The sequence below is a fragment of the Pseudomonas sp. M5A4_2d genome (genome assembly GCF_053345295.1).
Genome location: NZ_JBKEZW010000001.1, coordinates 931,530 through 942,995, shown reverse-complemented (window position 1 = coordinate 942,995; position 11,466 = coordinate 931,530). Strand labels below are relative to the sequence as shown.

The window sequence follows — 11,466 nt, the reverse complement described above, 5'->3', positions numbered from 1 at the left end:
TTTGTAGTAATCCATCAAATGACATAAATACGATTCGTATTAATATCAGGTGCAGGTTTTCGACATTCACTCAGAGTACCCGCCCTCATGACGACCAGCCCAAATCACCAGCCTGACGCGGCTGAAAACGACGAACTGTTGCTCATGTGCAACAGCGGCGCCGCCAAGCGCGCACTCGACTATTACTTGAAAGAGGATGTGTCGGCGCCGATCACGGACGCCACGTTTTTCGACATCAAGCCTGGCATCAGCCATGAGGATGCGCTGGTGCACGCTTCGGACCTGTTACGCAGTGCGGCAGCAGCAGCCTATGAATCGGCAAGCAGCCGTAAAGGCAATCAGCGGGACCTGGCGTTTTCGGTGGTGTATTTGATTGATATGGCGAAAGCGATGGTGGAGCAGACGTTGCACGTGCCTGCCACTCAGGCCAACACATGACGGTCGCGAAGGGAAATATTTCTATCGGATGGATAAAAACATTTGACTTGCAAATGATAATGATTACTATTGGACCCAGCTGATCGCGAGATCAGTCGATAGACCAAGGGACCTTAGGTCGGACTCTTGGAATATCTCCTCATCAGGCTAATCACGGTTTTTGACCCGGCTCTTTGGCCGGGTCTTTTTTTTGCCAGTTTCCCTGGCATGGCTTCAGGCTAATGAAGACTGTGTGTTGCTGAATGGTGCGCATGGTAGCAAAAGACCATCCCCAAAACCAAGCCGAACGAACGCTCTAGCCCGGATCTTTGCGAAATAGCGCTTGAGAATCAATCTCATAGATTCTAAGCTGCTGTTGCGTCAAGGATGACGCCCCCTCCCCATGCAACAATTTTGCATCAAGATTTTGCCTGACTCCTGTGTAAGATATCCGCCACAACAATCATACTCAGGCAGCCCAGACTATGACCGTGGCCTTGACCTCCATCAAGATCAGCACCGACTTCGACAGCGGCAACATCCAGGTCCTGGATGCCAGCGACGCTTACCAGCTGTTGCTGGCGATCAAACCCGATACCCGCAGCGCGCATTTCCAATGGTTCCACTTCAAGGCCGAAGGTATGCACGTGGGTCACACCCATACCTTTCGCTTGAGTAACGCCAGCCAGTCCTCCTACAAAAACGCCTGGAGCGGCTACAACGCCGTGGCGTCCTACGACCACATCAACTGGTTCCGCGTGCCCACGCGCTTTGATGGCGAAACGCTGCACATCAGTTTGGAAACCCGCGAGAAACACGCCTGGATCGCCTACTTTGAACCCTACAGCCGTAAACGTCATGACTGGCTGATCGGGCAGGCTTTGAACCGCGCCGGCACCCAATTGCTCGCCACCGGCAAAAGTGCAGAAGGTCGCGACATCCAACTGCTGCGCCGCGGCAAAGGTGGCGAGGGCCGGCGTAATGTCTGGATCATCGCCCAGCAACACCCCGGCGAACACATGGCCGAATGGTTCATGGAAGGGATCATCGAGCGACTGCAACAGGACGGTGACACTGAGCTGAAAAAACTCCTGTCTGTCGCCGACCTGTACCTTATTCCGAACATGAACCCTGACGGCGCCTTCCATGGCCACTTGCGCACCAACGCCATGGGCCAGGACCTGAATCGTGCCTGGCAGAACGCCAGCCAGGAGATCAGCCCGGAAGTGCTGTTCGCCCAGCAGCAGATGGAAAAATACGGCGTCGACCTGTTCCTCGATATCCACGGCGACGAGGAAATCCCCTACGTGTTCACCGCCGGCTGCGAAGGCAACCCCGGTTACACCCCGCGTATCGAAGCGTTGGAAAAACACTTCCGCAGCCACTTGAGCGCCCTTACCCGCGACTTCCAGACCACCCACGGTTACACCCGTGACCTGCCGGGCGAGGCCAACATGACGCTGGCCTGTAATGCGGTCGGTGAAAGGTATGACTGCCTGTCACTGACCCTGGAGATGCCCTTCAAGGACAACGACGACGCGCCCAACCCGAAAACCGGTTGGTCAGGTGAACGCTCCAAACAGCTGGGCAAGGACGTATTGAGCACCGTGGCCGAAATCGTCACGGCGCTACGCTAACCGCCCTGCCCCCGGCATCAGTCCTTGGTGCCGGTCATGCTTTGCAGCACGCCGTCGCGACGAATCAGCCCATGGAACAGGGCCGCCGCGAGGTGTAACAGCACCGTCAGGAACAACAGATAGGCGAGATAGCCATGAGCTTTGCGCAACAGCGCAAACAACGGCGCGTTGGCCCCCACCAGCGCCGGCAGTTGCACCGAACTGCTGAGCATCACCGGGTCACCGGCCGCGGAAATCATCGCCCACCCCAGCAGCGGCAACACCAGCATCAATCCGTACAGCACTACGTGCGAGGCCTTGGCGGCGAGCACTTGCCACAATGGCAAATCGGCCGGAAGCGGCGGTTGCCGTGTGGAAAAGCGCACCACCAACCGTACGATCACCAACGCCAAGATCGCGATACCCAGCGGCTTGTGCAGATGAATCAGCCACTCATGGCGCTCCGACACCGACGCGGCCATACCCGCGCCGATAAACAACATGGCGATGACCATCAGTGCCATCAGCCAATGCAGCAGACGGGCCAGCGGCGCGAAAAACCGTGGTTGAACATTCATGGCTTCGACTCCAGGGGGGCGCTGTGCAAGGGGCTGACTTCACCGGCGCGGCGCAGGTACGAACTGGCATAGGCAGCCGAACGTGCTGCCAGCAGCGGGTCGTTGGAGGCTTGGATACCACTGGGCAAAATCAGCGGGTCAAAGTTGATATCGCGGCAATCACCCTCCGCTTGCGGCTGGCTGCTTTGCAGCACCAGGGTTCCGGCGTTGAGCACCTTGTGTTCGCCCACCCAGGGTTTACTCGCATCGTCCAGCGGGTCACCGGGGTTGGCCAGCGTCATGTTCAACTGCCAGCGCAGCGGGCCCGACGTCAGGCGCTGCACCAGGTCTTTTTCCAGGAAATCGCTGCCCGAGGGCGCGGTATCACCCGCCGCATCCTGGCTCTGCGGCACTACCCCCCAACGCACCGCCTGGCGCTTGCCGTCGGCGCTCACCAGATAAAACGCATTGATGCCGTTGTAGGTTTCAGTCGCGTAACTCGCCGATGGCTTGGCGGTCTTTACCCATGCCAGGAACGGCGCGGTTTCCGGGTGCGCGGCAAAAAACGCCGGCATACTCGCCGGGTTCGGCTTGCCGGTCGCCGGGTCTGGGGCGCCGGCCTTGAGCATCTGGTAGAACGCCTCAGGCGTGCCCACCGGGAACACCGGCATGCTGTTCATCCCCGTGCGCCATTGCTGGCCATTGGCCTGGCTGAATTGCAGCGCAAAGCTGCGAATCGGCACACTGCTGTCCGGCGCATAGGGGTTGCTGCTGGGCAAGGCAAATCGACCAATCACCGGGGTTTTAGCCGCGCTGAACACCTGCGCACTGGAGTAAGCACGCGCGTCGGCGCTGCTCTCGAAGTAACCGGCCACGCACACGCCTTTGGCATGATTGCGTCGGAAGCCCGGGTGCAAACCGTTATTGGCTTCCAGAGCATTGACCAGGGTTTTGGGGCGCAGGCGCTGTGGGTCAAGCGTGCCGTTGACGTAGGCAAACGCCCCAGCAACAACTGCAACCACAGCACCGATACCGGCGAGCCGCGCGATCAGGCTCGCGGTACTCAAGGGAGGACGGGGCGGTGATGAGTGATCTACCATGAACTGACTCCAGGGCCAGAGGCCTAAGGGTTGAAACATAAGGTCGGAGCATTAAGACGAACGCCGATCAGCTCTATTCCCGGGTTCCGGGTTTATTTTTCGGAACCGGGAATAACCCTCAACGCCGGACGTCTCTCTAGTCCCAGCGTAGCGACCAGCCAGACCCCCATGCATGAACTCGACGAACAGTTACGTGAACTCATCCCCAGAATGCGGCGTTTTGCCGTGTCACTGACGCGTAACGCCAGCAGCGCAGACGATCTGGTGCAGTCGACCCTGGAACGGGCGATCATCAGTTGGGCCGATAAACGCCTCGAAGGCGACCTTCGCGCCTGGCTGTTCTCGATCCTCTACCGACAGTTCCTCGACACCCACCGCCGCAGTCGGCGCTATGCGCGCATGCTCGAATTCTTCACCGGCCGTGACGACGCACAGCCCTCGGTGGAGCGCACGGTGATGGCCCAATCGACCCTGCAAGCCTTCGACCGACTCAACACCGAACAACGCGCTCTGCTGCTGTGGGTGTCGGTCGAAGGCTTAAGCTACAAGGAAGTTGCCAATATCCTGGAGGTGCCTGTGGGCACCGTCATGTCGCGCCTGTCCCGGGCGCGCCAAGCCTTGCGTCAACTCAGCGATGGCGAAATTGCCAGCCCTTCCCTGCGGATACTCAAATGATCAGCCTGCCCCCCAGCGAACGCGATTTGCATGCCTACGTCGACCACCAACTGTTGGAGAGCGACCGTCGCGTGCTTGAAACCTACTTGGCGGCGCACCCCGACATCGCCGCTCAGGTACAGGCCTGGCAGCAGGATGCGCACCTGCTGCGTGCGTCATTGAGCGGGGCCTTGCAACAACCGGCCAACCCCGACCTGGATCCGGCACTGATTCGCCTACGCATCAAGCACCAGTCCCGTCGCCACTTCGCCACCGCAGCCGTGTTGCTGATCGCCGTCAGCCTCGGTGGCGTGGGGGGATGGCATGCCCGCGAAGCCACTCAACCGCCGATGTTGCCGATGGCCGATGCCATGCAGGCTTACCGCCTGTTTGCCCAGGACGGCATCATGCCCGCCGACTACAAGACGCAGGATGGCGGCACCATGCAGGCGTGGCTGGACCGTTATTTCAACCAGGCGCATCGCCTGCCGGACTTGAGCCAATCCGGTTTCAAACCGGTGAGCGGGCGCCTGCTCACCACGGACCAAGGCGCGGCAGCCATGGTGCTGTACGAAGACCCGACAGGTCGCCGCATCAGCTTCTATATCCGCCCGCCGGGCCCGGACAACGGCTTCCTGCCCCGTGGCAGCCGCAGCGCCGATGGCTTGCAAGCCGAATACTGGTCCGGCGCCGGGTACAACTATGCGATGGTCAGCCCGGTGGATCAGCCCGCCACGCAGATGCTGAAGTTCTAGAAGCCCACGTCCAGCACCACGTTGTCGAGGTAGGTGCCACCCGGCGGTGTGGCCTGGTCGGTGTAGATTTTCGCGTTGTAGTTGAATACCTGACTGCCGGTGCCCAAGCCGTTGCCCGGGTTGATCTCTGCCGAGGCGCTGGCCCGCCGCGCTGCGCCCACGCTACCCCAGCGGGTGGAGCCCGCTCCCTGGAAAATGTCATAGGCGAGAAACTTACTGCCAGAAACCATCTGCCGACGGCCGCCCACACTGAGCGGGTTCTGCCCATCGCTGAGCCCTACGGTGTAGGCACTGCCCTTGGTGCAGGCAATGCTGGCCTGCCCGGTGACCGTGGCGAAGGCACTGACCACCGGGGCACTGCCGAATGCGATCGGCGGCGTGGTGATCTGGCAGTCATTGACCACAGTCATGCTGACGTTCAGCGTGGTCGTTCCGCTGTTGATCTCGCGGCCCAGGCAGATCCCGCCAATGCCAATGCCCGAGCAATAGTTCCAGTTCCAGAAAATGCTCAGCGTCTCGCTGTACACACCCGCCGCCACGTTGCTGCCAACGGTGGTAGCGAAGTACAGCGGAACGGTTTTTGTGCCGGGCCCAAACACCAGCCCCAGGGACGCGGCAATGCCGCCACTGCCGCCAAAATCGAACGCGGTACCGCGAGTCATCGGAAACGACGCGGTGTTGTTGGCGTAGATGGTATAGCTGATGACATCACCGGTCGGCCCAACTAAACCGCCCTGCGACGAACCGGTAACGGTCGCGTAGAAATGGTCGCTGGAAGCCAATACCGACAGCACCGCCGGGGTACAGCTCAAGCCGGCGTTGGTCGTTGAGCTGGGCTGGGACGTGGTGCGCACAGTCATCGAACTTACCGTCGTGCCAAAGCTGGCTGGCACGGTGGCGACCACCGAACACACGGCCTGCACCTGCGCCGACACACCCAGGCTCGCCAATAGCAGCCACACCACCAGCCATTCCTTGACCCTCACTCGCACTCGCACACTCCTTATGTCATTGGCACACCAGTGGCCCGATCAGCGGCACCTGCTCTTGCGTGGTATCCAGTTCGAACGTTGCCTGGCAGGTCTGGCCGTCGCCCACCGTGACTTGCAAGGTGTTATGGGCCACCAGGTTTTCCAGGTACACCAGGCCGTCCCAACCCACCACCGCCAGTGCACCGCTTTGTTCATGGCGTACCTGGCTGCCCAGGGGCAAATCCTGATGCTGGGCATCGACCAGCGTGATGCTCGCCGCGAGCACCCGACGCACCGGAAACTCAAGCAAGTAGCCGCTGCCCCGGCGCACGGCAACCCGTTGCTCCACATTCGGCACTTGCACGTTGGCCGGCAGGTTCAGCGGGTCGATCTCGTATTTGGCGCGGTAGTAGGCACTGGTCCACGGCACCAACAGGTGGCCGTTGCGATCGGTTTCGCCCACGACCTGATTTTCGTAGCGCACCGGCACGCCACCCACGCCATCCGTACTCACCACCACAAACGCATCGTTGACGCGGTTGGCGGCGAACACTTGGTTGTCCATCCACACCAGCGACCCGGTAGCGTCCGCCCAACGGGTTTGCGCATCGCTGCTGCCATACACACCCGCCTGCAACTGCACCGACTGCAGGCGCCACGTCAGGTCAGCCTGACGATAGGCCGGCCCATCGCCGCTGGCGTAACCCAGGTTGAAGCCCACGCCACCCTCGGCAGGTACCGCACGGCTGTAATTGACCCGCTGCTGGCTTTGCCCGGTTTTACTGCGCTCAGTACCCAGGCTGAGACTGCCGTAGACGTCGAAGGGCACCACCACTTGGGCCTGCACCGCCCAGCTGCTGTCACCGACTTCATGGTTGGCGGACAGGTAGAAACTGCTGTTGCGCCACAGCGACTTGCTCCAGGTCATGTTCACCAGGCGGGTGCGAGAGTTGTCGGCCGCCTGCACATCAAAATAGCCCACGCCCAGGCTGCCGAACTCGTTGAGGTTAAGGCTCAACGTCGCCTGCTGGCTGCGCTTGCTGAGGCTGGCGTAGGGGGTGTCGATCAGGCTCAGGTCAGCATATTGATCGCGCCGCTCCACGCGCTGATACGACAGGCTGTAACGCTGGTTGCTGTATTGGTAGCCCAGGCTCAGTTGCTGGCCTGTCCGGCCGTCATACTGGCTTTGGCTGATAGCCGTGTTGAGCACGCCGAAGTTGCCGACGCGAAGGTTGCCGCCCACACCGCCCAGGGTCAGGTCATTGGAGGCTTCGGCGTGGCTTTCCAGGGTAAACGCGTCCGACAGCCCGTAACGAAAGGTGCCGCTGGCCACGCCGGGGCCGTAGCCGAAATCGCGCACGGTGTAATCGCGGCGCAGGTTACCGGCCGCCACCGAGAAGTCTGACAAGCCCTTTTGCAACAGGGTGCTGGTGACATAGAACGGCACCGTGGTTGAGACCTGCCGACCCAGCGTATCAGTGGTGACCACCACCGCCTCCCCGGCGCCGTTGATAAACGGCACGTTGGTGAGGGTGTAGGGGCCAGGCTGCAGATCGGCGCTGCTGGACTTATAACCATTGATAAACAGGTCCACCGACGACGGCACAGCCGCCTCCCCGGCAAACTGCGGCAAGGGGTAGGTGACCAGGTCCGGGCGCACTGCAAAGTCCCGCGACACTTGCACCCCGCCCAAGCGCACCGAGGTGCTCCAGGGCAAGGCACCGCTGATGACGTCGCCCGCTTCATAGGTCAACAGGCGTTCATCGTCGGAGAATCGCCAGGTAGTGTCATAACGCCGATAGCCATTGTCCAGACTGCTGCCAACGGTCTCCCGGCCAATAGTGGTGCGGTACTGGCCGGTATTGGACAAGGTGCCCCAGGTATCGAACAGCCTGACTTCGTTGAAGATGCCGAGATAGGTGCCCGCGTCATCCGTATCGTTGAGGTAGGCGTCGTAGTTGAGCAACGCCCCGAAACTGGTCAGCGCCTGGGTACGCGGGTAATTGTCACGACTGCCGATAAACTGCTCCGGCAACCAGGCAGGTGGCACCGTGAGCATCAGGCGCTGGCCCTGGCTGTCGTAATCGGTGTGCAGGCCTGGCAGATTTTCCAGCGCCACCTCGGCGGGGACCTCACCCGGCAGTTTCATGCCGACTTCCTGCAACACCGACGCCGGCAAAAACAGCTGCCCGGCGCGCTGATTGACGGCGACCACGCGGCCGGTGTCCCTCTGGTTGACCACCAGTTCCAGGAATAACTGTGCATCGGCAACAGCCTCCATACTGCTGGGAGGGGGCGGCAACGGCGCGGCAGCGCCCGGCGGCGCAAGCACCAGCCCGCAGAGGCCACTCACCACCCACACCGATCGCCATAGACATCGAGCCCGATCGTGGCTCACCAAGGCTTTGTGTCCATCAATGGACGTCTCCATCCGTTAACATCAAGGGCTATTCCGTGCCCTACCACACTGCTTTACCGCCCCGGCGCAAGGCTCTCCAATTGCGTTGCACCATTGACTCGTACCTGCAGCGGCTGATCGGCCGGCAGTCCATCCGGCACTGGCCAGCGCATGGTCGCACCCGGCAGTACATACCCCATCAAGCCTTCCACCAGCGGACGAGGTTGGCCGCCCTGCTTGAATGTGGCATCGGTCAAGCGCGCGTGAACGGCGCCCTGGTTGCGCATTTCGACGTAGTTGCGCCCGCCCACCGTGACTTTCTTCCAGCTCAAGTCAGGTTTGCCGGCGCTCTTGGGGTCGCGATCGCGCGTACCGTCAACCTTGCTCCAAAGGCCTGGGCCATAGGCGAACAAGGGCACCGAATAACGCATCTGGAAGCGGATCGCGGCGGCGGTCTTGCCATCCGCAGGGGCCGGCGCAGGGTTGGCCGAGGGGATCTCATCGATGATGATGCGATAGGCCAGCTCCTGGCCCGGTGGCACTTGTTTGGTACGGGTCAAGCGCACCAATTGCTTCTGGCCCGGTTCGATTTTCGCCACCGGCGGGCTGCCAATCACGTCGCGCTGGTTCTGGTACTGCTCATCGAAGCCGCTCTGGGACCAGGCAAACACGCGGATTTGCAGGTTGGCGGTCTCTGTGCCGCGATTTTCCAGCCACAGTGCGCTGGCCTGTTGATCGGCCTCCAACACCGGATCAATCGGCCAGATCAGCACCGAACTGGCCGCCTGGGCCTGCCCCGCCGCTAACGCCAAAAACCCGCTCAAACCTGCTGCCCACCAGTGCCGGGAAGCTGCATACATAGGTCTTACTCCTCATTGCCAATCGCTTTACCACGACAGTTGCACCTGCAACGTGTCGCTGTACGTCCCCCCAGGCTGATTACCCGGTAACTGCACTCGCCCATAAATTGGCAAGGTGATACTCGCGGCATTGCTGTAGGCCACGCTGACGCTTTGGCTGATCCCAAGGCTCTGGCTGAAGGCCGCGTCCCGAAACAGCTGATAGGCCACCTGAGCACTGCCGCTAGTGAGCTGCATGCGGCGGCCGCTGTTGTTATGCAAACCGCCATCAACCGTCATGCTCAGCGCAACCCCCGGCGTACATTGCAGGGTCACGCCGCCGGTCAGCGCGACGGACGCCGTGCTGGTTGCCAGTGCCGAATACGTGCCGAACGCCAGGCTGCCGTAATTAGTGCCGCCCCCGACCACCAGGCAGCCGGGGGTGATGGTCGCGCTGACCTGGAACGACTGGCTCGTCACCGCCTGCAGTGAGACCGGCATTCCCCAGCCGATGCACACCACCAACGCCCACGCGGCCCGGCTCATGGCACTCAGAACGTCAGGGTCACGTTAACCGTGTCGGTGTAAGTACCGGCCGGCAGTCCCGCCTTACCATTGGCCTTGCCGTAAATATTCACGGCTTGAGCCACACCGGTACTGGGCGCCAGGTTGATCACCCCACCGATTGCCAGCAAATTCGAATGACCACTGTCGGTATAGAGATCGTAGGGCACGTAATTGGCGACGCCGTCATACAGGGCCCGCGCACCGCCTGTGGACTTGCCGTCATTGGCACCGGCAGACACCGTCAACGTCGGTGAAGTACCTGCCGAGCACAGAATCGACAACGCCCCGCCGCCACCGCCCAACACCTGGCCGTCGGCTTCGGTGAACAGGCTATTGGCCGTACCGAAGTTCAAGTTACCGAAGCTCATCCCGCCGGTCGCCGCCGCGCCATTGACCTGGCAACTGCTGGTCAGCACCAGGGTCGCGCTCACGGTGCCGGCCACGGTGGCCGCCTGCGCGCCCGACACCCACACCAGCGCCATCAATGGAAAAACTGCTTTCGATACGAGTGCATGCATGATGTTCATCCTCATGGTTTACCAATCCAGAGTCACCGTCAGGGTGTCTGTGTAGATGCCGGCCGGTAGGGCCCTGGTATTCGCCACCACCGAGCCGAATACCGGGATCGGTACTTGCGTGCCCTTGGTCACGACGAAATTGCGTTGTTGGCCGATGCTGTAGGCGCTTTGGCCCCGCGCATCAGCGGACAGCCGATATGCAATGGTCTGGCGCCCGTTGCTCAGGCGTCGCGTGGTGCCGTCACCGTGGGCGCCACCGTCAATCGTCACCGTGAAGCTGCTGACCACCGACGGGTTGCACGACACCGACAGCGGCGCACTGGCGCCGTCAGTCACAGCGGCGCCCAACGGGTTGCTCCACGTCGGGCCCTGGCTGCCGAAGTCGAGCAATGCGCCGCCGCCCGAAGGGCTGACCGGTGCGCTCTCAATGCCTTTGCTCACCTGGCAACTGGCAGTGATCACCAGGCGTGCGTGGATCTGCCCGCTGACAGCCGCCTGGACGTCGTCGGCCAGCAGCAACAGGCCGCCCATCGCCACAAGGGCCCAGCCCCGGCTTACCATGTGACCGTGACCTTGAGCAGGTCGCTGTAGCGACCGACGGCAGGAATGTCCTTGAGCGATTCAATGCGGCCATACAACGGCAGATCGACGCTGCCGGAATCCGGCACGCGGCCGCTCAGTGGCTCATTCACGGGCAAGGGGATACGCCGCGCGGCGTCGGCGTAGAGACGATAGGGAATCGGTTGGGTGGAAGACGTGGCGCTGGTCAGGTAGCGCACTTCGCCGGTGCCGCCATGCAGGCCACCATCCACGCGCACTTGATAAGGTGTATCAGGGTTGCATTCCAGACGCGGCTGGCGCTGGCTGATCAGGGCCGCACTCAGGGGACCGGCCGGGTCGTCCAGACGCGGGCCGCTGCCGAAATCCAGTACGCCAAGTTGCTCGATGCCAGCACTGCGGGTGGTTCCCACCAGCTGGCAACCTCGCTGCACGTCGATGCGCACCTCAACCTGAAGTTGTGCAGCGTACAACGTGTTACAGAGCATGGCGCCCATTACTGCCAGTACTGCTCGT

At 61.6% G+C, this 11,466-nt stretch carries 13 protein-coding genes; 4 read left to right on the top strand and 9 right to left on the bottom strand.

Going from position 1 to position 11,466, the window contains the following annotated elements; genetic code table 11:
• The first annotated feature begins 87 nt into the window (after positions 1-87).
• Both ACLBW8_RS04405 and ACLBW8_RS04400 read left to right on the top strand, forming a co-directional pair.
• A complete protein-coding gene (locus tag ACLBW8_RS04405; protein ID WP_447804676.1) occupies positions 88-438 on the top strand; it encodes a DUF6124 family protein in 351 nt (116 codons plus the stop codon).
• 464 nt (positions 439-902) lie between these two features.
• Positions 903-2,054: a M14 family metallopeptidase gene (locus ACLBW8_RS04400; protein WP_064452982.1), complete on the top strand. Its 1,152-nt coding sequence runs from the start codon at positions 903-905 to the stop codon at positions 2,052-2,054.
• Between the two features lie 17 nt (positions 2,055-2,071).
• On the opposite strand, the gene ACLBW8_RS04395 is transcribed toward ACLBW8_RS04400, so the two are convergent.
• Both ACLBW8_RS04395 and ACLBW8_RS04390 read right to left on the bottom strand, forming a co-directional pair.
• Complete coding sequence (locus ACLBW8_RS04395) at positions 2,072-2,611, bottom strand: cytochrome b (RefSeq protein WP_064452983.1); 540 nt, start codon at positions 2,609-2,611, stop codon at positions 2,072-2,074.
• Positions 2,608-3,690, bottom strand: a complete 1,083-nt coding sequence (locus tag ACLBW8_RS04390) for a catalase family peroxidase (RefSeq protein WP_447804675.1) — start codon at positions 3,688-3,690, stop codon at positions 2,608-2,610. The genes ACLBW8_RS04395 and ACLBW8_RS04390 overlap by 4 nt, the downstream gene beginning before the upstream one ends.
• Before the next feature lie 168 nt (positions 3,691-3,858).
• Here ACLBW8_RS04390 and ACLBW8_RS04385 point away from each other — a divergent pair, with 168 nt between their 5' ends.
• A complete protein-coding gene (locus tag ACLBW8_RS04385; RefSeq protein WP_064452985.1) occupies positions 3,859-4,365 on the top strand; it encodes a sigma-70 family RNA polymerase sigma factor in 507 nt (168 codons plus the stop codon).
• Positions 4,362-5,099, top strand: a complete 738-nt coding sequence (locus tag ACLBW8_RS04380) for an anti-sigma factor family protein (RefSeq protein WP_064452986.1) — start codon at positions 4,362-4,364, stop codon at positions 5,097-5,099. Before ACLBW8_RS04385 ends, ACLBW8_RS04380 begins: the two co-directional genes overlap by 4 nt.
• Here ACLBW8_RS04380 and ACLBW8_RS04375 read toward each other — a convergent pair.
• The 7 genes from ACLBW8_RS04375 to ACLBW8_RS04345 are packed head-to-tail and all read right to left on the bottom strand — an operon-like array spanning position 5,096 to position 11,447.
• The gene (locus ACLBW8_RS04375; protein WP_447805015.1) at positions 5,096-6,085 is read right to left on the bottom strand and encodes a Csu type fimbrial protein; all 990 of its coding nucleotides are present in this window, start codon (positions 6,083-6,085) and stop codon (positions 5,096-5,098) included. The genes ACLBW8_RS04380 and ACLBW8_RS04375 overlap by 4 nt on opposite strands.
• 22 nt (positions 6,086-6,107) lie before the next feature.
• Complete coding sequence (locus tag ACLBW8_RS04370; protein ID WP_447804674.1) at positions 6,108-8,501, bottom strand: fimbria/pilus outer membrane usher protein; 2,394 nt, start codon at positions 8,499-8,501, stop codon at positions 6,108-6,110.
• 41 nt (positions 8,502-8,542) lie between these two features.
• Entirely contained in the window at positions 8,543-9,328 is a 786-nt protein-coding gene (locus ACLBW8_RS04365) for a fimbrial biogenesis chaperone (RefSeq protein ID WP_447804673.1), read from the bottom strand.
• Positions 9,329-9,355: 27 nt separating this feature from the next.
• Positions 9,356-9,853, bottom strand: coding sequence for a Csu type fimbrial protein (locus ACLBW8_RS04360; RefSeq protein WP_447804672.1), 498 nt, complete (start codon positions 9,851-9,853; stop codon positions 9,356-9,358).
• Positions 9,854-9,858: 5 nt separating this feature from the next.
• Positions 9,859-10,392 carry a Csu type fimbrial protein gene (locus tag ACLBW8_RS04355; protein WP_447804671.1) on the bottom strand — a complete coding sequence of 178 codons (534 nt, stop codon included), beginning with the start codon at positions 10,390-10,392 and terminating at the stop codon, positions 9,859-9,861.
• Positions 10,393-10,410: 18 nt separating this feature from the next.
• Positions 10,411-10,953, bottom strand: a complete 543-nt coding sequence (locus ACLBW8_RS04350; RefSeq protein WP_064452991.1) for a Csu type fimbrial protein — start codon at positions 10,951-10,953, stop codon at positions 10,411-10,413.
• Positions 10,947-11,447, bottom strand: coding sequence for a Csu type fimbrial protein (locus tag ACLBW8_RS04345; RefSeq protein ID WP_447805014.1), 501 nt, complete (start codon positions 11,445-11,447; stop codon positions 10,947-10,949). The genes ACLBW8_RS04350 and ACLBW8_RS04345 overlap by 7 nt, the downstream gene beginning before the upstream one ends.
• Positions 11,448-11,466: the final 19 nt, after the last annotated feature.